Origin of the sequence: Streptomyces durocortorensis (assembly GCF_031760065.1) — a bacterium.
Lineage (GTDB): Bacteria > Actinomycetota > Actinomycetes > Streptomycetales > Streptomycetaceae > Streptomyces.
The window spans coordinates 3,345,901-3,369,195 of the sequence record NZ_CP134500.1 but is presented as its reverse complement, the minus strand read 5'-3'; the positions used below and the strand labels follow the sequence as shown (position 1 = coordinate 3,369,195).

General features: G+C 69.9%; 24 protein-coding genes and 1 riboswitch. Of the genes, 11 read left to right on the top strand and 13 right to left on the bottom strand.

The annotated features are described in order from the left end of the window. The first annotated feature begins 39 nt into the window (after positions 1-39). The 7 genes from RI138_RS14850 to RI138_RS14820 all read left to right on the top strand — a co-directional run bounded on the left by RI138_RS14850 (position 40) and on the right by RI138_RS14820 (position 8,017). Positions 40-1,425, top strand: coding sequence for a preATP grasp domain-containing protein (locus tag RI138_RS14850; RefSeq protein WP_311120307.1), 1,386 nt, complete (start codon positions 40-42; stop codon positions 1,423-1,425). Then, the gene (locus tag RI138_RS14845) at positions 1,415-2,704 is read left to right on the top strand and encodes a type III PLP-dependent enzyme (protein WP_311120306.1); all 1,290 of its coding nucleotides are present in this window, start codon (positions 1,415-1,417) and stop codon (positions 2,702-2,704) included. The genes RI138_RS14850 and RI138_RS14845 overlap by 11 nt, the downstream gene beginning before the upstream one ends. A gap of 67 nt (positions 2,705-2,771) precedes the next feature. Beyond that, the gene (locus tag RI138_RS14840; RefSeq protein ID WP_311120305.1) at positions 2,772-3,056 is read left to right on the top strand and encodes an acyl carrier protein; all 285 of its coding nucleotides are present in this window, start codon (positions 2,772-2,774) and stop codon (positions 3,054-3,056) included. Between the two features lie 2 nt (positions 3,057-3,058). Further along, positions 3,059-3,931: a hypothetical protein gene (locus tag RI138_RS14835; RefSeq protein ID WP_311120304.1), complete on the top strand. Its 873-nt coding sequence runs from the start codon at positions 3,059-3,061 to the stop codon at positions 3,929-3,931. Continuing rightward, on the top strand, positions 3,928-4,632 hold the full coding sequence (locus RI138_RS14830; RefSeq protein WP_311120303.1) for a hypothetical protein: 705 nt from the start codon (positions 3,928-3,930) through the stop codon (positions 4,630-4,632). Before RI138_RS14835 ends, RI138_RS14830 begins: the two co-directional genes overlap by 4 nt. Before the next feature lie 223 nt (positions 4,633-4,855). After that, positions 4,856-7,060, top strand: a complete 2,205-nt coding sequence (locus RI138_RS14825) for an MMPL family transporter (RefSeq protein WP_311120302.1) — start codon at positions 4,856-4,858, stop codon at positions 7,058-7,060. Positions 7,061-7,270: 210 nt separating this feature from the next. Then, entirely contained in the window at positions 7,271-8,017 is a 747-nt protein-coding gene (locus tag RI138_RS14820; RefSeq protein ID WP_311120301.1) for an AfsR/SARP family transcriptional regulator, read from the top strand. Here RI138_RS14820 and RI138_RS14815 read toward each other — a convergent pair. The 13 genes from RI138_RS14815 to RI138_RS14755 form a co-directional block, all read right to left on the bottom strand. Further along, complete coding sequence (locus RI138_RS14815) at positions 7,996-9,213, bottom strand: acyl-CoA dehydrogenase family protein (RefSeq protein ID WP_311120300.1); 1,218 nt, start codon at positions 9,211-9,213, stop codon at positions 7,996-7,998. The two genes, RI138_RS14820 and RI138_RS14815, sit on opposite strands and share 22 nt — an antisense overlap. A gap of 37 nt (positions 9,214-9,250) precedes the next feature. After that, positions 9,251-9,961, bottom strand: coding sequence for a 2-hydroxychromene-2-carboxylate isomerase (locus RI138_RS14810; RefSeq protein WP_311120299.1), 711 nt, complete (start codon positions 9,959-9,961; stop codon positions 9,251-9,253). Continuing rightward, positions 9,961-10,707 (bottom strand): 3-oxoacyl-[acyl-carrier-protein] reductase, encoded by a 747-nt coding sequence (gene fabG / locus RI138_RS14805; protein ID WP_398864281.1) that lies wholly within the window; start codon positions 10,705-10,707, stop codon positions 9,961-9,963. The genes RI138_RS14810 and fabG overlap by 1 nt, the downstream gene beginning before the upstream one ends. Further along, positions 10,707-11,237, bottom strand: coding sequence for a 3-hydroxyacyl-ACP dehydratase FabZ family protein (locus RI138_RS14800; RefSeq protein ID WP_311120297.1), 531 nt, complete (start codon positions 11,235-11,237; stop codon positions 10,707-10,709). The genes fabG and RI138_RS14800 overlap by 1 nt, the downstream gene beginning before the upstream one ends. Next, positions 11,234-11,635: a hypothetical protein gene (locus RI138_RS14795; RefSeq protein WP_311120296.1), complete on the bottom strand. Its 402-nt coding sequence runs from the start codon at positions 11,633-11,635 to the stop codon at positions 11,234-11,236. Before RI138_RS14795 ends, RI138_RS14800 begins: the two co-directional genes overlap by 4 nt. 72 nt (positions 11,636-11,707) lie before the next feature. Continuing rightward, positions 11,708-12,829 (bottom strand): beta-ketoacyl synthase N-terminal-like domain-containing protein, encoded by a 1,122-nt coding sequence (locus RI138_RS14790; protein ID WP_311120295.1) that lies wholly within the window; start codon positions 12,827-12,829, stop codon positions 11,708-11,710. Then, on the bottom strand, positions 12,826-13,797 hold the full coding sequence (locus RI138_RS14785) for a hypothetical protein (RefSeq protein WP_311120294.1): 972 nt from the start codon (positions 13,795-13,797) through the stop codon (positions 12,826-12,828). Before RI138_RS14785 ends, RI138_RS14790 begins: the two co-directional genes overlap by 4 nt. Then, on the bottom strand, positions 13,794-14,573 hold the full coding sequence (locus tag RI138_RS14780) for an alpha/beta fold hydrolase (RefSeq protein WP_311120293.1): 780 nt from the start codon (positions 14,571-14,573) through the stop codon (positions 13,794-13,796). The genes RI138_RS14785 and RI138_RS14780 overlap by 4 nt, the downstream gene beginning before the upstream one ends. Beyond that, complete coding sequence (locus RI138_RS14775) at positions 14,570-15,841, bottom strand: beta-ketoacyl-[acyl-carrier-protein] synthase family protein (RefSeq protein WP_311120292.1); 1,272 nt, start codon at positions 15,839-15,841, stop codon at positions 14,570-14,572. Before RI138_RS14775 ends, RI138_RS14780 begins: the two co-directional genes overlap by 4 nt. Before the next feature lie 58 nt (positions 15,842-15,899). Further along, a complete protein-coding gene (locus RI138_RS14770) occupies positions 15,900-16,160 on the bottom strand; it encodes an acyl carrier protein (RefSeq protein WP_311120291.1) in 261 nt (86 codons plus the stop codon). Between the two features lie 128 nt (positions 16,161-16,288). Beyond that, on the bottom strand, positions 16,289-17,095 hold the full coding sequence (locus tag RI138_RS14765) for an AfsR/SARP family transcriptional regulator (RefSeq protein ID WP_311120290.1): 807 nt from the start codon (positions 17,093-17,095) through the stop codon (positions 16,289-16,291). Between the two features lie 115 nt (positions 17,096-17,210). Continuing rightward, on the bottom strand, positions 17,211-17,957 hold the full coding sequence (locus RI138_RS14760; RefSeq protein WP_311120289.1) for an alpha/beta hydrolase family protein: 747 nt from the start codon (positions 17,955-17,957) through the stop codon (positions 17,211-17,213). A 225-nt stretch (positions 17,958-18,182) separates the two neighbouring features. Next, positions 18,183-18,635 carry a DUF4190 domain-containing protein gene (locus tag RI138_RS14755; RefSeq protein WP_311120288.1) on the bottom strand — a complete coding sequence of 151 codons (453 nt, stop codon included), beginning with the start codon at positions 18,633-18,635 and terminating at the stop codon, positions 18,183-18,185. Between the two features lie 143 nt (positions 18,636-18,778). On the opposite strand from RI138_RS14755, the gene RI138_RS14750 reads away from it, so the two are divergent. From RI138_RS14750 to RI138_RS14735, 4 genes are all read left to right on the top strand, one after another. Further along, entirely contained in the window at positions 18,779-20,047 is a 1,269-nt protein-coding gene (locus RI138_RS14750; protein ID WP_311120287.1) for a sensor histidine kinase, read from the top strand. 77 nt (positions 20,048-20,124) lie between these two features. Further along, positions 20,125-20,313, bottom strand: a riboswitch (cobalamin riboswitch). A gap of 462 nt (positions 20,314-20,775) precedes the next feature. After that, a complete protein-coding gene (locus tag RI138_RS14745; RefSeq protein ID WP_096630639.1) occupies positions 20,776-21,180 on the top strand; it encodes a WXG100 family type VII secretion target in 405 nt (134 codons plus the stop codon). A 40-nt stretch (positions 21,181-21,220) separates the two neighbouring features. Then, positions 21,221-21,523: a WXG100 family type VII secretion target gene (locus tag RI138_RS14740; RefSeq protein WP_311120286.1), complete on the top strand. Its 303-nt coding sequence runs from the start codon at positions 21,221-21,223 to the stop codon at positions 21,521-21,523. Then, positions 21,523-23,271 (top strand): RNase A-like domain-containing protein, encoded by a 1,749-nt coding sequence (locus RI138_RS14735; protein WP_311120285.1) that lies wholly within the window; start codon positions 21,523-21,525, stop codon positions 23,269-23,271. The genes RI138_RS14740 and RI138_RS14735 overlap by 1 nt, the downstream gene beginning before the upstream one ends. Positions 23,272-23,295: the final 24 nt, after the last annotated feature.

Sequence of the window (23,295 nt, the reverse complement as noted above, 5' to 3'; positions counted from 1 at the left end):
GGCCGACGCCACAGCAGAACGGGACGTGGGAGAGAAGACATGGACGAATTCAGTGCCGGTTTCACCGGCCGGCTCAAGCGCGCCGTGACCGGCTCGCCCGATACGCCGCTGGTGTTCCTGGGCAATTTCGAGGTCGAGGAGGTGTGGGCGCAGGGCGAGCACACCCTGCCCCGCTTCTCCGGGGCCTCGGGCAATGCCGTGGTCAACCGCATGGACGAGTTCGCGCTGCTGCTCGCGGGCGAAGGCGACCACGTGGTGCTCAAGACCGCGCCGGACGAGGCGTACCTCGCCTACCTCGCCGAGCTCGGTCTCGGCCTGCCCGCGGTCCATGCCGTCGCCCGGCAGGACTCCCAGCGCAACGTCACCGAGGACGTACTGCACGACCCCGCGCTGCTCGCCACCCTCACCGAGCTGGCCGGGCAGGGGGCACACCTCACGGCACACGGCATCTCCGTCGTGGAGGAGGAGCTCTCGCGGCGTACCGGTATGCCTCTGGCAGCGCCCGGAGCCGGTCTCTGCAAGGCCGTCAACAGCAAGATCTACAGCCGCCGGGCCGCGGACGAGCTGGGGTTGCGCCAGCCCGCGGGATGGACCTGCGAGACGGTCGACGAGCTGGGCGAAGCACTCGGCCGGGCCCGGGAACTGCTCGCCGAGGGGCGCAGGACCGTCGTCAAGGAGGCCTTCGGCGTCTCGGGCAAGGGCATCGTCGTCCTGGAGAACGAACGCCGGATGGACCGTGTGCTGCGCATGGTCACCCAGCGTGTGGAGCGATCCGGACAGCCGCGCATCGCCTTCGTCGTGGAGGAGTGGGTTCCCAACCAGGGTGATCTGAACTACCAGTTCACCGTCGGACGCGACCAGTCGGTGCACTTCGACTTCGTCAAGCGCGCGGTCACCGAGGGCGGCGTGCACAAGGGCCACCGCATCCCGGCCCAGCTCTCCGAGAGCCGCCTCGCCGCGCTCCGCGAGGCCGCCGCGCTGCTGGGCAAGCGACTGGCCGCCGACGGATACATCGGGGTGGTCGGCGTCGACGCGCTTCTCGACGACGCCGACGGGGTGTTCCCGGTCATCGAGATCAATGCCCGCAACAACATGTCGACCTACCAAGTGCGCCTCCAGGAAAGACTGGTGGGTCCGGGGAGGGCCGGGCTGGCCCGCCACTACCCGCTGCGCCTGAACGGCCCGATCGGCTTCGAGGAGATGCGCCGCGTCCTCGGCCCGCTGCTCCTCACCGAGGCGGGCGGCTCGGGCCTGGTGATCAACAACTACGCGACCGTCAACGCGGGCGGTCAGGAGCGTCCCGGCGAGCCGTTCGACGGCCGCCTCTACGGAATCGTGGTGGCCGACTCGGCCACCGAGCTGACCGCCCTCGACGAGGGCGTCACCGCCCGGCTCGTGGCTGAAGGAGTGAGTCGTGCCCACTGAGTACACCGTGCAGGGAATCGGGATATCGGAGCTCGCGGAGCAGTACGGAACGCCGCTCTACGTCTACGACGGCGACGGCCTGCGCGAGCGGATCGTCTCGATCCGCGAGCGGCTGCATCCGAAGCTTGAGATCTTCTTCTCGCTGAAGGCCAACCCGAACATCGCCATCTGCGCGCTGCTGCACGCGCACGGCGCCCGCGCCGAGATCTCCTCCCTGACCGAGCTGGCCACCGCCCGCAGGGCAGGCGTCGAGCCGGCCGACATCATCTTCCTGGGACCCGGCAAGAGCCGCGCCGAGCTGGCCGCCTGCTTGGACGAGGGCGTCTACACGATCATCTGCGAGTCGTTCGGCGAACTGGAGCTCATCGACCAGCTGGCCCGCGAGCGCTCCGTCACCGCGCGCGTCGCGCTGCGGGTCAATCCGGAGTTCGCGGTCAAGGGCTCCGGGCTCACCATGGGGGGCAAGCCGCGCCAGTTCGGCATCGACGAGGCCCAGCTCGTCGACGGTCCCGGTGCGGTGGCCGGGCTCACCAACGTCCGGCTGATGGGTGTCCAGGTCTACATGGGCACCCGCATCCTCAGCGAGGACGCCGTCGCGGAGAACACCGAGCGCATCCTCGCCCTCGCCGAACGCCTTTCCGCGGCACTGGACTTCCCGCTGGAGATGGTCGACATCGGCGGCGGTCTCGGCGTCGCGTACTTCGACAACGAGAAGGACCTGGACTTCGAGGTCCTGGCCGCGCAGCTCAATCCGCTCCTCGAAGCGTTCGTCTCCCGGCACCCCGAGACCCGCCTGGTGATGGAGCTCGGCCGCTATCTGACGGCACCCTTCGGCACGTACGTCACACGCGTGCGCTATGTGAAGACGTCCATGGGGGAGAACTTCGCGGTCGCCGACGGCGGCACCAACCACCACATGGCGGCGGTCGGCATCGGCTCCTTCGTCAAGCGCAACTTCCCCATGCGGGTGCTCAACCGGGCCGAGGAGCCCGCGACCGGCGTCTGGAACATCACCGGACCGCTGTGCACCCCGAACGACACCCTCGGCAAGAAGGTCCAGCTGCCGGAGGTGCGGCCGGGCGACCTGATCGGCGTGGGCTGCTCGGGCGCGTACGGACCGAGTGCGTCCCCGGTCAACTTCCTCAGCCATGGCCACCCGGCCGAGGTGCTGGTCCTCGACGGCCGCTCGCACGCGGTCCGCGACCGCGACCGCCCCGACGACCTGTTGCGCAACCAGCACCTCCCGGAGACCGAGGCGCTGTCCCGGGCCGGTCGCTGAACCCCGCCCCCCTTCCCGGACCCCGCTCCCTTCCTCTCAACGCCACCACCGAAAGGACCGTCACGTCATGTCCGAAACCGCTGTTCCCCTTGAGAACGCCGTCGACCGCGACAAGGCCGTGGAAGCGATCGGCTCGGCCCTCCGCGAGGTCCTCGGCCGGGAGATCCCCGGCCTTCACGAGGACCTCCGGCTGTTCGACCAGGTCGGCCTCGACTCCAGCGGGGTCTTCGAACTCCTGATGGGCCTGGAGGAGAGGCTCGGCATCGAGCTGGACACCGACCAGCTGGAGATGAGCCACTTCGAGTCGGTGCGTACGCTGGCCGACTTCCTGCTCGCCGAGACGGGCGCCTAGCCATGTACCGAACCGTGGCGCCTCCTGTGGCGGCGCGCGGCGTGCCGGCGCCGCCGCTGCGGCTCGAACGGGTCGTCCACCGGGCCTTCCCGGCCGGCCGCAACCGGATCGACGACGCCTTCTCCGAGCGGCACTTCACCGATCTGACCACGCAGTACGGCGTCGAGTACCGCCCGGGCCTGGTACCGGGCGGCACGGGCAACACCTTCGCCGCGATGTCCCGCGAGCTGGTCGAGTCCCTGGACCTCGACGGCGACCCGGTCGGAGTGGCGATCGTCGCGCACTGCACACCGGACCTCGACTGCCGGTATGCGGCGGCCACCTATCTGTCCGAGGCGTGGCCGCACAGCCCGCTGGCGTTCGGGGTGTCGGAGCAGGGCAGCTGCACACCGTTCGTCGCACTGCGGCTCGCCACCGAGTTCGCCCGCAGGCATGCCCTCGGCCGTGCCCTGGTCCTCGTACTGGACCAGGCCGCGCTGCCCTACGACACCGGCCTCGTCGGCGATCAGGCCCTTCGGGGTGACGCGGGAGTGGCGCTGCTGCTGTCGACGGGCGACGGGCCGGGCGAGGGCCGTGGGGTGCGGCCGGACCTGCGGCACACGCCGGGTGTGTCCACGGAGGACGTCCGGGCGCTGCTCGCCGAGCAGCTGAGCCCGTACGGCCGCGACATCACGGTCGTCGCGGGCTCCGGCATCGACCCGGGCCGCGACCTGCCGGACGGCCTCGCCGAGGTCAGGGGGGCCGCCAAGGGATTCCCCTGCTCCGCGCTCTGGGCCGAGCTGGCCGGGCCCGCGGGCCCCCGGCCGCTGGTGCTGGTCGAGCACGACCCGACGACCGGGGACCTCGGGGTCTGCGTGGCCGGTGATGCGCCATGACGCTCGCTCTGCACCGCCTCGCCCGCGACCAGGGGCTGGCGCCCGCCCTGACCGGACTGTGCGAGTCCCTGCTGCCGGGCATGCTGCCGTGCGGTCCGCACGGGCACGGCGTGGTCACTCCCGAGACGCTGCTCAAGGCCGGCCGGGCCTGGTACAACGGCCGGTTGTCGGAGCTGGCGCCCGGCGGACCGGAGATCCTGGCGACCGAGTCGCTGCCGGGCGGCGAGGTGGTGATGGTGCGGCACGAGGTGCCCGGCTCCGCGGAGTTCGGCCCGGGGGACCGCGGCATCGGCTGGGCGCGGGGCCTCGTGTGGCTGCGGCTGGGCCTGTCCGAGGGCCTGCGCGAGGCCGTGGTGGCCCATCTCGGTGACCGTACCTCGGGCGATGTCCCGCTGTTGCAGATGCAGCTGGTCAAGTCGGCGGTCGCCGACGCGCTCATCGACCAACTGGAGATCCGTGCCGTCCTGGAGGACACGGGGCCCGGCGGGCTGCCTCAGGCGGGGCTTGAGGACCTGCAGAGGCGGCTGACGGCCGTTGACCGCGCCCAGGTGAAGCTGCTGGGCGCGAGCGGATATCTGTCGACCGGCCCCGGACAGGTCGCCTATGTCTCGGAGCTGCTGGCCGAGGCGTACGCGGCGCCGGGCAGGAAGGAGGAGTCGTCGGCCCCGCGGGCCGGCGCGACCGGAGGCAGATGCTGGTAGGCACCGGCACGGGTTCAGGGCCGGGGTGCGGACGACGCACTCCGGCCCTTCTCTTTGCCCGTCTGCCGGAGCGGTGCCTTCCGGACACATTTCAAGACAGCCCATCCGACAGTTGACGGTCCAGACAACCACCTGTCAGCCTGAACTTACATACGAAAGCGTAACTAGCTTCGAGTGGTCCAGCAGGTCCCGAGCCCGTGATCCCAGAACTGGGGGAGTCGTGATGGAACAGCGGTTTACCGTCCGGATGGCCATGTGGAGCGCCCGTAATCCCTGGCGTGCCATGGCCGGCTGGCTGGTCTTCGTAGTGGCGTGCCTGGTTCTGGGCTCGCTTGCAGGCACCCGATCGGCCGACAGCGTGGACTACCGCGCGGGCGAGGCCGGCCGCGCCGAAGCGATCGCGGACGACGCCGGAATCCTCGACCCGCTGAAGGAGAGCGTGGTCATCACCCCGCGTTCCGGCGCCGAACTGGACGCCGAAGCGGCCGACGCGGCCGCCAAGGACGTCGCGGCCCGTATGAAGGGCGCGCCCTCGGTATCCGAGGTGGGCGACCCGGAGCGGGCGCCGGGCGGACAGGCCGTCCTGGTCCCGCTCACCATGAAGGGCGAGGATGCGGAGATCTCCGACGACATCCCCGCCCTCCTGGAGCGCACCGCGGCCGTCCAGAAGGCCCACCCCGGCCTGGAGATCGCCCAGACCGGCCACTTCTCCATGGGCATGGGCGTCTCCGAGTCGATGGGCGAGGACCTCGCCACCGCCGAGCGGATCACCCTTCCCCTCACCCTCGTCATTCTGATGGTCGTCTTCGGGGCCGTCGTCGCGGCCGGCGTGCCCGTGCTGATCGCCCTGTCCGCGGTAGGCGCCGCGATGGGCCTCTCCCAGCTCTTCTCCCACCTCTTCCCGAGCGTCGGCGCCAACAACAGCCTGATCCTGCTGATGGGCATGGCGGTCGGCGTCGACTACTCCCTGCTCTTCATCAAGCGGGTCCGGGAGGAGCGGGCCCGCAGCGGCGGCCGCCTCGACCAGGAGGGCGCGGTCAGGGTCGCCGCCACGACCGCCGGACACACCGTCATGGTCGCCGGTTTCGCGGTCATGGTCTCCCTCGCCGCCCTGTTCGTCGTCGGCGACGTGGTCTTCTCCTCGCTGGCCATCAGCTCCATCACCGTCGTGGCCATCGTCATGACCGCCTCGCTCACCGTGCTCCCCGCCCTCCTGGTCAAGCTGGGCCGGGCCATCGACCGCCCCAAGCTGCCGTTCCTCGGCCGGATCGCCGACCGCTCCGCCGGCTCCCCGGAGACCGGACGGATGTGGCCGCGGCTGCTGGGCCCCGCGATGCGCCGCCCGGCGGCCTCACTGGTCATCGGCCTCCTCGTGATCGCCGGGCTCTCGCTGCCCGCCCTGGGCATGCAGCTCTCGTCCACCGAGGTCAGCACCCTGCCGAAGGTCACCGCGGTCAAGGCCCGCGACCGCCTCGTGGAGCAGTTCCCGTCCCAGGGGGCCTCCTACCTGGTTGCCGTCAAAACGGACCAGGCGCACCGCGCCGAGCTGCCGAAGGCCATGGACGCACTCGTCGACGCGGCGCACGGGCAGCCGCTGCTGCGCTCGCAGGAGCCGGCCGAGACCGAGGTCTCCGCGGACGGACGCACCGGCACCGTACTGCTCCACACCCCGTACGCCCTCGACTCGGACGAGGCCCAGCAGACGCTGGAGCTCCTCCGTGAGGAGCTCGTCCCGGCCACCGTCGGCGCCATCGACACGGCCGAGACCGGAGTGTCCGGCGATGTCGCCCGCAACGCGGATGTGCTGGAACGTCAGATGGACGCGCTACCCCTGGTGATCGGCGCGGTTCTCGTACTCAGCCTCGTGGTGATGCTCGTCGCCTTCCGCTCGGTGCCGATCGCCATCGTCTCCACCCTGCTGAGCGTGATCTCCGCGGCCGGAGCCCTGGGCCTGCTGGTGCTGGTCTTCCAGTCCGACCGGGTGCAGGACATGCTCGGCTACGACGCCGACGGCTTCATCGTCTCGCGCGTCCCGCTCTTCCTCTTCGTCATCCTCTTCGGGCTCTCCACCGACTACAACGTGTTCATGGTCAGCCGCATCAAGGAGGCCATGCAGAAGGGCCGTTCGACCTCCGACGCGCTCCTGGAGGGCATCGCCAAGTCGGCCGGGGTGGTCACCGGCGGGGCCCTGGTCATGGTCTCGGTCTTCGCGAGCTTCATGTTCACCAACCTGCTGGAGATGAAGCAGCTCGGCTTCGGGCTCTGCGCGGCCGTCCTGATCGACGTCGTACTGGTACGGATCGTGATCCTGCCGGCCATGCTGAAGCTGCTCGCCCCGGTGCTCTGGTGGCCGGACCGCCGGGTCGCCGCACGGGTCGCCGACGCCCCGGTCGGTGAGCCCGTGTCCGCACCGCAGCAGGTTCGCTGACACCGCCGCACGGCGGCACAAGAGCGCTCCCCCCACTACGACAGGGCCCCGACCTGCGCACACCGCGCGGGCCGGGGCCCTGTCGTTGTCCGGTCCACCGCCGGTGCGGGCCGCGCCCGAGTGGCGGTCAAGTCAGCCGTGCATCAATGGGCTGAGCCGCTTCGTTGACATGGACGGGGCCTGTACGGGGGAGAGGCTGTGGAAGTTCAGATGCTCGGAACACTGACGCTCATCCAGGGGCAGGAGCAGCACCACGTCGTGTCCAAGCGCGTGCGTACCGTGCTGGCACTGCTCTCGCTGCCCTCCGGCACACCCGTCCTGTTCGAGCAGCTCATGGAGGAGCTCTGGGGCGAGAGGGAGCTGGAGAACATGCGCAACGCGCTCCAGGCGAACGCCGTCAGGCTGCGCAAGATCCTGGCCCAGCTGACCGGTCGGCGCGGCGACGAACTGCTGCGCACCGTCAGCGGCGGCTATCTGCTCGACCTGCCGCCGGACGCCGTCGACGCCCACCGGTTCCTGTCACTGGCAGCCCGCGGCTCGGCGCGGGTGGAGAGCGACCCCGCCGAGGCGGTACGGCTGCTGGAGGCGGCCCTCAACCTGTGGCACGGACCGGCCCTCTTCGGAATGTACGAAGGGCCGCGGCTCCAACTGGAGGCGGCCCATCTGGAGGAGCAGCGGCTGTGCGCCCGGGAGGACCTGGTCGCCGCGAAGCTCGGCATGGGGGAGGAGCGCGGTGTCATCGCCGAGTTGCGCCAGCTGATCGCCCAGCACCCCGGTCGCGAACGGTTCAGCGAGCAGCTGATGCTCGCTCTCTACCGCAACGGCAGACAGACCGAGGCCCTCGACGTCTTCCACCACACACGTGAGTGGCTCGTCAAGGAGCTCGGTCTGGATCCCGGCCGCAACCTCTACCGGCTCTACCAGTCGATCCTCACTCAGGAAGCGGTGCTCGGCTGAGCCGCACCGGAGTCCAGGAGGCCGGGCGCCGCCGGAAACGGCGCGTCCCGGTCGAACCTGCCCGACAGGTAGCCCTGGAAGAGGTTGAGCCGCTGCATATGGCCGGTGCCCTCCAGGAACTCCATCGCGCGGGCGTCACGCGTGAGCTTGTCGAGGAGCGGGTGGTCGAGCCGGGCGCCGGGACCGAAGAAGGAGCAGGCCAGCAGCGTCGCGTCCTCGGCGAGCTGGGCGGCCCGCACCTTCGCGGCCGAGGCCAGGTGCCCGTTGGTGGAGTTGAGGTCCACCGCGGCGGCCGCGCGGTGCACCAGCTTGCGGGTCGCGACGATGCGGCGGCCCAGCTCGTCGAGCCGGTCCCGGTCGAAGCGGCCGATCGCGCGCCGGTTGGCCAGCACATAGGTGTACGCCGCCCGCGCGATGCCCAGGGCGATGGCGGCCACCCCGGGGCGCAGCCGGTTGAAGGTCTGCATGAACGCCCAGTTGCCGCGCCGGCTCGGGGACAGGTGGCGGCCGAGCACCCGGTCCTCCGCGATCTCCACCCCGTCGAGCTCGATCGAGCTGATCAGGGCGCCCCGCAGCCCGATCATGGGCAGCGCCTCGGCGTGGAAACCGGGGGCCGAGCCCTCCGTCAGCACGGCGGTCACGCCCAGCGGGCCCGGCCGGGTCCGCGCGAAGACCACGCCGATCTGGGCCCGGGCCGCGTTGCCCACGTACCGCTTGGTGCCGTTCAGCACGAACCCGCCGTCCTTCGGGGTCAGCGAGGTCGTCAAGGAGCCGGCGTCCGAGCCGTGGTCGGGCTCGGTCAGCGCGAAGCACGTCCACAGCGGCTCGGCGGTCATCCGCCCGTAGAACCACTCCTTCTGCCGGCGGTCGCCGAGCAGGTCGACCAGCACACCGGCGAGCAGCGGACCCGGCGACGCGACCAGCATGCCCGCGTCCGCGTACGCCAGCTCCTCCATGATCACCGCGCGTTCCAGGGCCTTGTCGCCGAAGAAGCGGTGCCCGCCGATGGGCTCGGGATCGTTGCCGTACTCGGCGGGGATGCCCATCGTCGCCAGGTACCGGGCGGCGGGCAGATCGAAGTACCGGCGGATCGCCTCGGGGTCGGAGTCCAACTCCAGCGCGTGCTCGCGGAAGTCGTGCCCCCACTCCTGGAACTTCCCGCGCAGCAGGCCAAGACGCTCATCCGAATCGATCATCTGCCCGCTCCCCGTGAGTCGTCGCCGCTGTGTGTGGTCATCCGCAGCCGCCCGCATGGCCGTCGTCCGTCGCGCGCTTACCGGCTCCGACCGCGCCGGCCACCGGCTCGGGCAGCCCGCGCGCGGGCGCGGTCCGCGCCCGCAGGTGAGCGGCGAAGCCGGGCAGCCGGTCCAGTCCCCAGAACCGGCTGAACCCGTGGACGAAGAAGGGCACGCCGAACACCCCGTCCCGGTCGATGTCCAGGAGCAGCCGCACCCCCTCGGCCCGTAGCCGCGGGTCGTCGCTCGCCCCCGCGAACTCCGCCGGGTCGAGGCCGAGTCCGGCCCCGATCCCGGCGATCACCGACCGGTCGCAGATATTGCGTCCCTCTTCCCAGCGCGCCCGGTACGCGGCAGCGATGAACTCCGGCCCCTGTCCCCCGCGCAGCGCCACCAGGTAGGCCAGATGCGGGATCTCCCACACCGGGTCCTTGTCCACCGGCCACACCAGGTCGACGCCCCGCTCCTTGGCGATGCGCCCGACGTCCTGGAGGACGTACAGATGCTTCGCACGCGACATGGCGGCGTACGGGAAGGAGCCGCCCCGCTCGGTGAGCATCCGTTCGCTCTCCCGGTCCGGTTCGAAGAACGGCCGCCATTCCACGGCGGCCGCCACGTCCGGGTACTGATCGAGGAGTTCCCGGTAGGCGAGCCAGGAGTACGGGCTGCGCAGGGAGAAGTAGAACCGCGGGATCTTCTCGGCGGCCATCAGAGCACCAGTCCGCCGTCGACGCCGAACACCTGGCCCGTGATGTACGAGGCCCGGTCCGACACGAGGAAGGAGACGGTGTCGGCGACCTCCTCGGGCCGGCCGAACCGGCCCAGCGGGATGCGGTCGGCCATCCTGGCGCCGACGTCCTCGGAGAGCTGCGACGTCATGTCGGTGTCGATGAAGCCGGGCGCCACCGAGTTGACCCGGATGCCGCGCGGGCCGACCTCCTTGGCCAGCGCCTTGGAGAAGCCGATGATTCCGGCCTTGGAGGCCGAGTAGTTCGTCTGGGTGGCGTTGCCGTGGACCCCGGCCACCGAGGACAGCGTGACCAGAGTGCCGGCCCGTCGCTTCATCATCGCGAACACGGCCGCGCGGCAGACGTTGTACGTACCGTCCAGATTGACCCGCAGCACGTCCTGCCAGGCGTCCTCGGTGAGCATGATCAGCGGATTGTCCCGGACGATGCCGGCCGAGGAGACGACGGCGTGGACCGGCCCGAGCTCCTTCTCGGTCGCCCGTACGAACGCCTGGACCTCGGCCTGGCTCGACACGTCGACCTGCTGGGCCAGTACCGCGGCTCCCGCGGCGCCGGCCTCCTTGACGACCTGGTCGGCCGCCTCGCGGTTGGACTGGTAGCAGAACGCGACGTCGTAGCCGTCGGCGGCGAGCCGGGTCACCACGCTGCGTCCGATGCCCCGGGAGCCTCCCGTGACCAGTGCGACTCTGCGGTTCTCCGCGGACATCATGACCTCTTGTCCGTTGTCGTCGGCGATGACAGCCGCGGGGCGGCCGTGGGCTCCGGCTGCGGGGTCAGGGCCTCCGTGCCGCGCAACGCCAGCACGAGCTGTCCGACCTCCAGCACCTGCCTGCCCGCCACCGAGCTGCCACCAGTGATGATCAAGGTGTCGCCGAGGTCGCGGACCACCCGGACCTCGTGGTCGACGACCTGTCCCGGATAGACCGGGCCGAACGTCCGGGCGTTCTTCACCCCGGCCAGCAGCGCGACCTTTCCTTCCAGCACATCCGGATTGGGCTCCTCCCAGCAGGCGAGAAGTACCGCCGACTGGGCCCAGGACTCCAGGAGGCGGCCGACCGGGTACACGTACTCCAGCTCGGACGCCTTGTTGCTGAGCGTGCGGTAGCCCGGGTCGGTGACGCTGACCGCCTTCTGCGTGCGCACGCCCACCCCCGGCTCGATCCCGGAGATCCGGTCGATCAGCAGTGCGGGGTGGCGATGCGGAAGAACGCAGGTGATCTGAGCGACGCCGCTCACGAAGTCTCCTTGGGATAGTGGATCCGGATCTCCGCCGCGGGCCGGTCGTCGGCGGACACCGCCGCCGTGCTGCGGATACCGGTCTCGTCCCGGTCGATCCGGGCCTCGATGTCGATGCGCTCGCCCGGCCGGACCGGGCTCAGGAAGCGGGCCTTCTCCAGTACGACGGGCTGCTCGGGAGGCTGTGCCGTGGAGCCTGCGACCAGGTCGTGCACGTACTGCACCAGGCTGAAGCCCGGCACCAGGGGGAAGCCCGGATAGTGGCCGGCGAGTGCCGGGTCGAGGGGATCGACGACGACGCTCCCGCGCACGACCGCCGCCTGGGGTTCCTGCGCTGCCGCGGTGGGCGCGGGATACACGTCCACATCGGCGAGGACCAGAGCTGATTCAAGCATCATGAACTCTCCTGGGGAGAAGGGGCGGCTACGAGCGGCCTGCTTTCGGGCGGGGCGGGGAGCGGGACGAGGGGATCAGCCGGCCAGCAGCGCGCAGCCCACCGTGCCGTCCCGGTCGATACCGGTCACCAGGGCCAACCGCCCCGGAGGCAGGTGCCCCTCGGCGGCCGCGGCGAGCACGGCCGTCAGCTGGAACGCGGACGAAGCGGCGGAGGTGTCGCCGAGGAGGGGGCGGCACCGGACCCACCTGGGCGCCGCGCCGGGCGGCAGCGCACCGAGCACGGCGGACTCCTCGCCCTCGGTGCCCAGCGGAGCCACGATCGACACGTCCGCACCGCTCACCCCGGCCTCGGCCAGTGCGTCGCGCACGCACCGCTCCAGTGCCCCGGCGGCGTCCCGCGGCTGGTGGTACGCCCGGAAGCGGGTGCCGAGCAGCCGGGCCGACGGCGTACGCCCAGCGGTACGCGCTTCGTCGGCGGGCTCCAGCAGCCAGGCCGCGCCGCCCTCACCGAGTGGCGGCTTCGGGCCGCCGGAAGCCGCATGCCACTCCAGCCAGGCCCGCTGCACCGAGTACTCCTCGGCCGCGCCGCACAGTACGCGGTCGCAGTGCCCGCCCCGGTACAGCCGGGCGGCGTACCCCAGAGCGAGCAGTCCGGTCAGCCAGCCGCCCGCGATCGTGGTGTTCGGGCCCTTGATGCCGTGCCAGATGGCGCTCTGGCCGGTCGCCCGGTTCATCACCGTGTCGGGGAACCGGGCCGGGTCCACGAGGTAGGGCCGCGACCCGGTCAGCGAATCCCGGGTGAAGTCCATGATGCTCTGTACGCTGCCCGATCCGGTGCCGAAGACCAGGCCGACCCGCTCGGGCCGGTCGAGCAGCCGGGGCCCGCAGTTCTCCACCAGCTGGCCCACGGTGGACACGGCGAGCGCCGTGACCCGGTCCATGGTCCTGGTGCCCTTCTTCCCCAGCGCCCCGGCGGCACTGAAGCCGGGCACCAGGGCTCCCTGTTCGTACGGCCCCGGGTACGTGTCGAGGTCGAGGGCGCCCACGGCGCTCCCGGCATCCCGTATCCCTTCCGTGTAGGCCCGGGTGCCCACCCCGAAGGGGGAGACCGCGGACCAGGCGGACAGGACGAGCTCACCGGTGGCGCGCGGCGCGTCGAGGGGTGTGGCCGTCTCCAGCGTGCCGACGGCACTCACGCCGTGGCTCCCCGGCCGGCGGCCGTGCCCGTACCCGCCTTGCCGTTCAGCGCGTCGGTGAGCCGGTCGTCGAAGTTCACCAGGCTCCAGTCGCGACGGTTCTCGATGACGGCCCAGCCGTGGGTGATCCGGCCGGTCGCGGTCGGCACCAGCACACCGTCGCGCAGTACGTAGCAGTCCATGCGTGCGGTGTAGGTGTAGCGCTTGAAGACGTTCTCGACGGTGTAGACCGTGTAGAGCGTCTCCTCCATCCGGGCCTCGTCGAGGATGGTGATCCTGGAGTGGGGCACCACCGGGATCCAGTCCTGCTCGTCGAGCAGGGTCTTGATGGAGACGCCCCGGTCCTCCAGGAACAGGTCGACGACCTCCTCCATCTGCCGCAGGTAGCCGGACATCTGGACGCGCTCGGTGAAGTGGCAGTAGAAGTACGGCATCCGCCAGGCCCAGCCGAAGGAGTTCGTGCCCGCGGTCAGCTGGTCCAGCGGGTCCGCGCCGGGCTCCAGTACGACCGGCTCCGCACCGGCGCCGAGGCGGTCCACGACGAACTCCGCGAGCTCCGCGGGCGGCTCCTCCACCGAGTGGCCGCGCGGGTCCAGGCGCAGCTGCACGGCCACCTTGGAAGCGACCGCCTTGACCGGCTGGCCCTCGCGCTCGACGGTGAACTCCACCAGGAAGCGCTTGCCGTCGCCCTTGTCGGGACCCGGGCGCACGGTTGCCGTGGCCAGGTCGTCGATGTGGAACGCGGTGAGGATCTTGGTGTCGATGTCGGTGATGTCGACACCGAGGCCGAAGCGCTCGTACAGCTTCCCGGCCGGGAGGCCGTGCTGCCTCAGGTGGTCGTAGACAGCCTCTTCCACCATGTAGTTGACATGCTTGAAGCCGATCCAGGTGCAGATGTTCGACCCCTCGTAGCGGGGGCGGATCTCGACCTGCGTGGCGCCGTCCTTGGCGAGGTTGCTGTTGCTCATGACATCTCCAGTCGAGGGGATGGGGATACGGCGGCGGCGAGGAAGTCGCAGACCAGCCGGGTGACGTGCGCGGGCCGTTCCACCATCGGGAAGTGGCGGCATCCGTCGAGGAGTTCGAACCGGGCGTACGGAACGCCCGAGGCGAGCGCGCGGCCGTCCTCGGGACGGGCCGCGATGTCCTTCGCCCCCGACAGCACGAGCAGCGGGGAGCGCACGGCGTCGAGATCGAGGAAGGGAGAGCGCAGATAGGTCTCGAAGAACCGCATCCAGCCGTACGGCCCTATCTGGTCGCGCAGCCGCAGCGCCATCCAGTCGCGGTGCGACTTCGCGAACCTGCCCGTCTCGCCGACCTCCAGCGCCTCCTCGAAGACGCGGTGGAAGTCATTGAGGTAGTACGAGATCACCGACCAGTCGAACTCCCGGGTGCTGGCGCGGTAGAAGGGGCTCACCAGCACGGTCGGACGCGGTGCGATCCGTCCGGCCGCGACGGCTTCGGTGAGCAGATTGGCGGCGTACGAATGTGCCACGACCGCGTCGAACTCGTCGCCCACCAGATCGACGAGGATCTGTGCCGGATCGGGCAGCGAGCCCCATCCGTCGCTGTCGGACATGGCCCGCCACGGCAGGTCCGCGTCCCACAGTTCGAACGTCTCGTCGGCCCGGTCCACGAACCGGTCCCACACGGTGCTCTTGCCTCCGAGACCGTGCAGCAGCAGCACCCGCACGGGCGTGTCCGATCGGGCCGGCCTGCGTAAGCGCGGCAGGATCTCGCTCACGTCGCGTCCGCTGCGTGCCCAGTGCGGCCCGAGCGCCCCGTGCCGGCCTCGTACCGGCCGAGGATCAGCACCGCGTTGTTGCCCGCGAAGGCGAGCGCGTTGTTCTGAACGATGCGCACATCGGCGGGCCGCGCCTCGTTGGGGACCGGGTCCAGACCGCAGTCCGGGTCGGTCTCCTGATGGTTGATGGTCGGCGGGATGAATCCCTCCGTGATGGCCAGGGCACAGGCGGCCGAGGCCAGGGCGCTGGCGGCGCCCATGGTGTGGCCGAGCATCGACTTGATGGAGACGGTCGGCGGCGGCTGTGCGAACACCTGGCGGATGGCTCCCGCCTCCGTCACGTCGTTGGCCTTGGTGCCGGTGCCGTGCGCCGAGATGAAGTCGATGTCCTCGGGCTTGATCCCGGCGTTGCGGTGCGCCACCTCGATGCAGGCGGCGAGGCTGTCCTGGTCCGGGGCCACCGGATGGTGGGCGTCGCAGTTCAGCCCGTAGCCGAGCACCTCGGCGTAGATCCGGGCGCCGCGCTCCAGGGCCGAGTCCAGGCTCTCCATGAAGAGGATGCCCGCGCCCTCCCCGGTGAGGATGCCCTTGCGGTTCACGTCGAACGGCTGGCTCAGCTCGGGGGCGATCGTGCCGAGCCGGTAGAACCCGGTGAAGGTCTTGCGGCAGACGGCGTCGGCGCCTCCGGAGAGGGCCACGTCCACCTCCCCGGCCCGGATGGCGTCGAAGCCGGAGCCGATGGCGTAGTTGCCCGCGGCGCAGGCGGTCGGGATGGTGACGGCTTCCACGTCGGTGAGGCGCAGTTCGCGTACGACGCTGCTCGAAAGCAGCCCCGCCGAGGAGCGCCGAGCGACATGCGCGTCCAACTGCTCCGGCCCCACATCGAGCTGAACGCCCATCAGGTTGTCCAGGTCGCGGGATTCGCCGTCGGTGGTGCCGACCGAGACCAGGGTCCGCCGACGCTTCAGTTCCGCCGGGTCGATGCCCGAGTCGGACACGGCCATGCGCGCCGCGGCCACGGAGAACTGACTGGCCCGGCCGAGTTCCTCGGGGTCGATGTGCTCGATCCACTCGGCCGGGTCGAAGTCGTCGATCTCGCAGCCGTTGGAGTGCGCGTAGCCAGCCGTATCAAAGGAAGTGATCGGCTTTACCCCACTGCGGCCGGTCCGGAGTCCGGAAAGGAATTCCGCCGGCCCGGTGCCGATGCTGGTGACCACACCCAGCCCCGTGATGACGACCCGGCGCGGAGTCCGGTGGTTGTTGTCCATCACTGCCTCCCCTCTGTCAACTCTGCCGACATGCCTGTCGGCATCCGGCTTCCGCGGACTACTTGGCCAGGCCCTCTTCGACCACGGCGACCACACCGTCGAGGTTGACCATGCGGGTCAGCTCGGCCTGGTCGATCTCGATGTCGAAGGTGCGCTCCAGCGAGGAGAGGATCTCGATGGCACCCAGCGAGTCGGCGCCGTGGTTCTCCTTGAAAAGGCTGGTGTCCGTCACATCCGCGGCCTCGATTTCGAGGATGTCGCAGACGATCTCCTTGATCTGTGCGCGCTGGTCGGTGCCGATGGTGACGGTGCTGGACATGGTTCCTCCAAGTGGTGTGTGTCGCTGGACGTAAACGATTCTTCTCGGTGTCCCTGACGCGGAACTGACCGGAGGCTGACACCCCGTACCCGAGCCCTGGATGCGGCGGACCGGCCGGGCCCGGCCGGTCAGACGCCGCGTTGCTGCCCCAGCCGCCGCCCCTGCTCCAGCAGCTGGTCCCCGGCGAGCACGGCACGGTTGAGCCGCTGGAGCCGGGGAGAGGGCTCGATGCCCAAGGTCTCGTTCAGCCGGGTCCGCAGTGTGCTGAAGGCCGACAGCGCCTCGGACGGCCGCCCGGCCCGGTAGAGCGCGATCACACGCAGCGCGTGCAGCCCCTCGTGCAGTCCGTGACGTGCCGTCAGAACGGTGAGCTCCGGCAGCAGTTCGGTGTGCCGCCCCATGCTCAGCTCGACGTCGATGCGCCGCTCCAGGATGCCGAGCCTGCTCTCCTCCAGCCGTACCCGCTCCATTTCCAGGAACGTCCCGGCCCGGACGTCGGCGAGCGCGGGCCCCTGCCAGAGATCGAGCGCCCGGCGGAACGCCGCCACCGCCCGCTCGTCGTCACCCGCGTCGAACGCCGCCTGCCCCCGGGCCGCGATCCGGTCGTACTCCTGGGCATCGACCGTCCCCGGCAGCATCCTGAGCTGGTACCCGCCGTGCTGGTACACGAGGATCTCCTTGGCGACGATGCCGCTGCGGTCCCCGAGCGAGGAGCTGATGAGTCTGCGCAGCTGGAGGATGTACGTCTGGAGCGTGGTGGACGCGCTGCGCGGCGGATCGTCCTCCCATATCTCCTCCATGAGCATCGACACCGGCACACCCCGGTTGGCGTGCAGGGCGAGGAGGGCCAGCAACTGCCGCTGCTTGGCCGCGGTGGGCAGGATCCGAGCCCCTGCCGATTCGGCGTCGAGCGGTCCCAGCAGGCTGATTTCCATGGTGTCTCCAGACCGGAAGCTGACGGTGGACCCGATGTCCAGACCGTTTCACTCCGCCCGCCCGGGGGAACAGTGCCGCTCTCCTCGATGGCCCATGACCCGCTCACGACCTGGATCATGAAGAGTTCACCGTCACCCGCCGGAAGCCGCGCAGGGCCCGGTGCATGGCCTGAGCGGCGAAGAGGGGCGTCTGGGAGCCCCACTCGCTCTGCGTGATCAGCGCACCGGCCTTGTTGTCGATCCTGGTCTGCGGCTCACTGCCCTGCTCCCAGAAGGCGCAGGGCCTGATGGCGGCGGCGAAGTCGCCGTACAGCGGATACCGGGCCTTGTCGCGGATCGCCTCGCGGCGGTACTCCTCGGGGTCGTGCGACCAGGTGCGGGTGTCAGCGCACATGAAGGACCAGGCGATCGAGGCGTAGTTGTCGTCGGACTCCTGGACCTGACCGGCCGTGCCGGAAGGACCCGGGTTCCTGCCTTCGGCCGCCTCTTTCAGTCCGGCGATCCGTTCGGCGGCCTTCTGGACGTGGAAGAACCTGCCGTTGTCGGCACGGATGCCGTCGCCGGTGAGGGATCGTCCCTCAAAAGGGACGAGCTTGCGGTTCGCCCGCACGATCAGGTCCCAGTAGGACTTGCGGACCTCGGCCGGAGTGCCGCCCAGCCCGTAGGCCGTGTGCCGGCGGGCGGTCCATGCGGTCCACCGCGTGAAAGCCTGCTCGGCCGCCTTCGCCATGTCCTGGAACATTCCCCGGTAGACCCAGGTGGGGTCGGTCGCGCTGTCCAGCACGATCCGGTCGGCCCGCTGGGGGAACAACTGCATGTAGACAGCGCCGAGGTAGGGCCCTTCGCGCCGCAGCGTTTCCAAGGGAGCTTCTGCTGCGTGTACCGCCGCAGAGGGTCCTTGGCGGGGGAGGCGTCGAATGCCGTGGACGCGGTGAAGGCCGTCGAGGGTGCCAGCGCCGAAAGCACGACCGCCGCGAGGCCGGCGGCGAGTAGGGGGGGGCCTTACGGTTTGCTCTGCTTCGCACGGTGATGTTCGTCCTTGCCGAGGAGAGCGGGCAGCCGACCGGTGAGGGAAGGGGAAGGCCGTTCAGTCTGCGTTCAGCTGCGCGCGGACGCACTGCGTGTACTGCTGGAAGCTGTCGGGCTGGTAGCACTCCTGCGTCTTGTTCGCGTACCAGACCATGAAGACGGCGACCAGCCCGGACACCACGATCGCGAGGGACGACGTCACCACGGCGGCGACGGCCCTGCGCCGGCCCGCACCGGTCTGCTTGGCCGCTATCAGCGCGGCGATGCCCAGGATCAGGCCGATCACCGAGAGCAGCCCGCCGATGAAGACGACCGAGGTGCACAGGCTGATGACGCCCAGCGTCAGGGCGGCCGTGGCCAGGCTGTTCCTCGGTGCCGTCAGGCCCGGCGCCATTCCGTTCGGTGCCATGCGGTTCGGTGCCATGCGGTTCGGCGCCGTCCGATCCCGTACGGCCTGATCCTGAGCGGACACCGCGTGGTCCAGCGCCGTCCCGATTCCCTGAGCGTCCATCAGCCCGTCCTTCCGTCCTGCCAGCCTGTGAGGGATCGATTCTGGTTTCGGGGGCCCACGGGCACATCGCGGGAAGGCGGGAGAATGCGCTCCCCCGATCGGGGGAGGCCGCCGGTGGGACGTCCGGTCATACTTGCCTGACCATGCTCAGAGGAATCCGGTCGCTGCTGCGCGGCTCCACGTATGCGGGTGCCCTGTTCGCCTATTGCGGCGCGTTGGCGAGCCTTCCCCTGCTGCCTTTCGCAGCACTGCCGGCGATGGCGTGGTCATCGGCTTCAGCGGGAGTGCAGTTCGCTCTGACCGTGCTGGTCTGGTCCGTACTGATCGCGGTGATCGGGCTGGCCCGTACCACGCGGCGGGTGCTGATCGCCTGCGCCCGGCGGATGCTGGGGGTGCCGTTGCCTGATCCTGTGGTCGAGCGTCGGCGCACGGGCTCGCCCGGTGACGGCTCTTCCATGGCGTCGGGCGCCGACCGCCTGCGGACCCCGCTCTGGCTGCTGTCGCAGGTGGCGCTGGGGTGGGCGGGGGCGCAGCTGAGCGTCCTGCTGTTCATCGCGGGCCTGCTCCTTCCCGGCGGTTGGGCGGGCGCCGAGGCCGGGCTGAGTGTGAACGGCTGGACGCTGCGGGCGGATAGCGGCTGGCAGAGCTGGGCGGCGGCGCTTTTCTGTCTGCTGCTGGCGGCGGCTCTGTGCCTGGCGGTGACGCACGCCCTGCGGTGGCTGGCCCCCAGGCTGCTGGGTCCGTCGTCGGCCGAGCGGCTCGCGCTGGCCGCCGAGCGGGAGCGGGCACTGGCCGAACGCAACCGGCTGGCCCACGAGTTGCACGACTCGATCGGCCACACGCTGACGTCCGCCACGATCCAGGCGGCGGTGGCGGGCGAGGTGCTCGGTGCCGACCCGGTGGCGGCCCGGGCCGCCCTGCGCAGCATCGAGGAGTCGACCCGGGCCGCCCTTGAGGATCTGGACTACGTGCTGGGCATGCTGCGCGAGGAGAAGGCGGGAACGGCCCCGGCCCGGGCCCTGACCGACCTGCCCGAGCTGTTCGACCGCATGCGGCACGCGGGCGCGGAGGTGGAGCCTGAGATGTCGGGCGACTGCGCGCAGGTGCAGGGGACGCTGTCCAGGGCGGCGTACCGCATTCTCCAGGAAGGCCTGACGAACGCGCTGCGGCACGGAGCGGGCGGCCCGATCCGGGTCAAGGTGGCGACCGCCCCGGACTCGCTGGAGCTCGACGTGGTCAACCGGACCGGAGCCGGGAGCGCCATGACCCGGGGGGCCTTCCCGACGTCCGGGCACGGCCTGCCCGGCCTCTTTGAGCGCGTGCGGCTGCTGAACGGCGAAATGGAGGCCGGTCCGGAAGGCCCGGAGCACTGGCGGCTCACGGTCCGGCTGCCGGTGCGCTTGCCTGTGTGATCGCCTCACAAGCGAGCTCCTCCTTGGGTACGCCGGCACACGCGTGCCACCGTCTCTCCTGGGGAGATCCGCCCCGTGCATCGAGGTGCGACGGCGTGGGTCTCCTGACTCGGGATCAAAGCTTCTCCGGCCTTCCCACCCCGGACGGGGCGGTGGCCATGGCGGAGTCGCTCCCCCTGCACAGTGGCGGTACTGTGCCGGAATCCCACCGGCTTCCTCGTTCCGCCGTCGCTTGTCGGACGGAAGCGTCGCAGAACCGGCCACGACCACGCCGACCCACATCTGTGCGACGAGCCACAGAGGGCGTCGCCCTGAGGCGACCCGTGACAGCGGGATGGGGCGCGCGAAACCCGGGTCGTGACCTGGGTCTTGGCCGTGGAGCGGGTGATCAGGAATGGACCTCACGCACCAGGCTCGGGGGTCGGCGGTTCCCGGTCTCCTCGCCTCGTACACTGCCCGAACTGCGCGTATGCGATGCTGTGAGTCATTCAGTCCGGCCCTCACCGAACCGTGACTGTCCCGGAGTTCGGCCGTGTCGTCTCGGTTGCCAGTCGCCGGGGCGACTGTCTCGGCCGGCGGCCCTGCGCCGGCCGGTCCTCGGTTCGGCGGCGAGCGTGCTCATCGCGTTCCGGGCCGCCGCCGTCATCGTCCGGCCAGAAGTCGGGGGCCGAGACAGCCGAAGTAGGCTGCGACGAAGCGACGTCAAGAGACGCAGACCGGGGGGTGCGATGAGCGGCGCAGGCGAACAGCCACGACTTCGAGTGAAGACAGACCGGCTGACGGACCTTGCCGATGACCTCGACGGTATGCAGGACTACCTGGATAAACAGGTCAAACGCATGGATGTGGTTGTCGACCGGATCGAGGCGGGCTGGCGGGGCCCAGCCGCGCAGGCCTATCGGGACCTCCACCGCGGTGCGGCCGAGGACGCCGTACGTATCCGCCTGGTCATCCAGGCACTTGAACAGGCCGTGCGGTTCAGCCGGGACGGGTTCTCGGAGCAGGAGCTGGACGTGATGGCACAGCTACGGAAGATCCAGGTCGAGACGGATGTGAAGCGGGAGGTGGACGCGCTGTCGACGCCGAACACCGACGTACCCGCCGTGCCGCGCAGCCGACTCTCCGAACTCTGAGAACGCATACGTCAACTGACGACTTCTGAACGGGGGAAGCATGGCGAGCGACGACGACATAGCCGTCGACTTCGCGGCGCTGCAGGACCTTGCCGGGGATCTTGAGGACATCCTCAAGGGACTCAACAAGCAGCTGGACCTGCTCTACCGGCGCGTCGAGAAGGTGGTCCTGACCTGGGAGGGCGAGGCCCGGGAGGTGTTCATCGACAAGCTGGACGAGTGGGACCGCTCCGCGGCGGACCTTCAGGCTGCCCAGGCGTGGCTGCAGGACGTCGTGGTCAACGGGGAGATCAACTACGCAGCGGCGCACCGGGCGGTGCTGCGGGGCTGGGGTGCGGCCTGATGGCAGACCTGCCCTCTGACAAGCAGCGGCAGCGGGAGCAGGACCAGGCCAGGACCGCTCCGCCCAACCGGGGCGTGGGCCGCTTCGATGTGCAGCCTCAGCACCTCTACTTCACTTCGCTCGTTGTTCGCGACGCTCAGTTCGCCTATGACAAGAAGGCGAAGCAACTGATGGACACGCTGGACAAATACAGTCAGTCCGCGGGGACGGGCTGGGGAGCGGACTCCTTCGCCGACCGGTACGGCATCGTCGCCGGGAAGTTCCTGGAGCTGTGGGCGAAGAGCGTGGTGTCGGTGGGTGGTGTGGCCGTGGGCTTCACGCAGACGGCGAACAACTACGCGTTGGCCGACTGGGCGGCGCGGAAGGGTAAAGGGGATCCGCCGGACGAGAAGCAGCCGCCGGCGGTCATCGCCACCGCGCCCAAGTACGGTCCGCCGAACGACCTCACATGGCGCGGGGAGGGTGAGTACCACGACTCATGGGCGATCTCCGGAATCCTCGGAGAGGTCCCGGACTTCCTCATGTACATCATGAAGCCCGTGGTAGACGAGGGGCTGAGACTCGGCCGCATCCACGAGAAGACGCCGGGTGTCAAGGAAGAAGAGTTCCGCGACATCGCCAAGGCCTGGCGGGAAGCCTCGAAGAACGCGGAGAAGGCGGCTGACGACTTCACGGACGCGATCTCCTACATCACCGATCCCACGGGCGACGGCGAATGGCAGTCCGCGATGAGGGCCTTCTGCCAGACGATCTGGGGGACCACGGCCTGGGGGAAGGCCCGCGACCAGCGGGCCGAGGTGACGGCCAAGAAGGGCACCCGGAACTGGAAGACCCATGGGAAGGTGGACCCCGCCACCAGGCGCCCCGTCATCGAGGTCCTCGGCAAGAGCGCGAACGTGATCCAGAAGCTCTTCGATGACCTGGCCGACATGGGTCAGAAGACCACGGAGACCACTACGCGCCTGGCGAAGGAGGCCACGGACAAGACGGTGAGGAGCCTCACCGTGGATCTCGATCTCTCCAAACTCACCAGGCTCGCGGCCGGTCTCGTGTTCGCGGAAGTAGTTCTGACCTTCCGGTCCCATATGGACAAGGCTTCCATGGACGCGGCGGTCGAGGCCTATCACGACGCGTTCAGTGATGCCGCGGGCAAGCTGGCCATGCTTGAGTTCGAGCTCGACGAGGCGCTCCTGAGCGTTCCCACGTTCCAGGCGGAACGGGCTCGGGCACAGGGGTTCGGTGCGCGCTCGCTGAACGAGTTCAAGAAGGAGCACAGCTGGCAGCTGCCGGAGAGCCAGTTCCCCTACAAGTACTCGGTGGACCTCGCGGCAGCGGAAGGCATGGGGAATGCCCATACCCTTGACAAGCATGTGGGGAAGACCGACGAGCAGTTGCTGCAACGGATGAGAGACGAAAGCAGAGCGAGCGGTGAGCCGAAGATTCCGGCCGCCTCGACCTACGCCGACGTTGAGTCAGCACAACGGTTCACGCAGTATTGCCTACGCGACAACAGCAACGAGATCGATCGGTGGCTGGCAGGGGACCCGCCGGACAAGTTCATCACCATCGAGACCGGCTCCGTCCCGCTGCAAGGTCCTCTCACCGGTGACGCCGTGACCGGTAAGGGCGTCACCTATGACGGCACCAAGATTTCGGAGGTGCACGACACCAAGGGCGTTTCCATGCGGCTCATGCGTGACCCGAGCCTCTCGCCGCCCTACATGGTGTTCACCTCGATGCCTGTATGAGCGACCTCTGGATGGATTGTGGAG

Coding starts and splice junctions, on each gene's coding strand:
- RI138_RS14850 (WP_311120307.1), top strand. CDS start 40: ATGGACGAATTCAGTGCCGGTTTCACCGGCCGGCTCAAGCGCGCCGTG.
- RI138_RS14840 (WP_311120305.1), top strand. CDS start 2,772: ATGTCCGAAACCGCTGTTCCCCTTGAGAACGCCGTCGACCGCGACAAG.
- RI138_RS14835 (WP_311120304.1), top strand. CDS start 3,059: ATGTACCGAACCGTGGCGCCTCCTGTGGCGGCGCGCGGCGTGCCGGCG.
- RI138_RS14830 (WP_311120303.1), top strand. CDS start 3,928: ATGACGCTCGCTCTGCACCGCCTCGCCCGCGACCAGGGGCTGGCGCCC.
- RI138_RS14825 (WP_311120302.1), top strand. CDS start 4,856: ATGGAACAGCGGTTTACCGTCCGGATGGCCATGTGGAGCGCCCGTAAT.
- RI138_RS14820 (WP_311120301.1), top strand. CDS start 7,271: ATGCTCGGAACACTGACGCTCATCCAGGGGCAGGAGCAGCACCACGTC.
- RI138_RS14815 (WP_311120300.1), bottom strand. CDS start 9,213: ATGATCGATTCGGATGAGCGTCTTGGCCTGCTGCGCGGGAAGTTCCAG.
- RI138_RS14810 (WP_311120299.1), bottom strand. CDS start 9,961: ATGGCCGCCGAGAAGATCCCGCGGTTCTACTTCTCCCTGCGCAGCCCG.
- fabG (WP_398864281.1), bottom strand. CDS start 10,707: ATGTCCGCGGAGAACCGCAGAGTCGCACTGGTCACGGGAGGCTCCCGG.
- RI138_RS14795 (WP_311120296.1), bottom strand. CDS start 11,635: ATGATGCTTGAATCAGCTCTGGTCCTCGCCGATGTGGACGTGTATCCC.
- RI138_RS14785 (WP_311120294.1), bottom strand. CDS start 13,797: ATGAGCAACAGCAACCTCGCCAAGGACGGCGCCACGCAGGTCGAGATC.
- RI138_RS14775 (WP_311120292.1), bottom strand. CDS start 15,841: ATGGACAACAACCACCGGACTCCGCGCCGGGTCGTCATCACGGGGCTG.
- RI138_RS14770 (WP_311120291.1), bottom strand. CDS start 16,160: ATGTCCAGCACCGTCACCATCGGCACCGACCAGCGCGCACAGATCAAG.
- RI138_RS14765 (WP_311120290.1), bottom strand. CDS start 17,095: ATGGAAATCAGCCTGCTGGGACCGCTCGACGCCGAATCGGCAGGGGCT.
- RI138_RS14755 (WP_311120288.1), bottom strand. CDS start 18,635: ATGGACGCTCAGGGAATCGGGACGGCGCTGGACCACGCGGTGTCCGCT.
- RI138_RS14750 (WP_311120287.1), top strand. CDS start 18,779: ATGCTCAGAGGAATCCGGTCGCTGCTGCGCGGCTCCACGTATGCGGGT.
- RI138_RS14745 (WP_096630639.1), top strand. CDS start 20,776: ATGAGCGGCGCAGGCGAACAGCCACGACTTCGAGTGAAGACAGACCGG.
- RI138_RS14740 (WP_311120286.1), top strand. CDS start 21,221: ATGGCGAGCGACGACGACATAGCCGTCGACTTCGCGGCGCTGCAGGAC.
- RI138_RS14735 (WP_311120285.1), top strand. CDS start 21,523: ATGGCAGACCTGCCCTCTGACAAGCAGCGGCAGCGGGAGCAGGACCAG.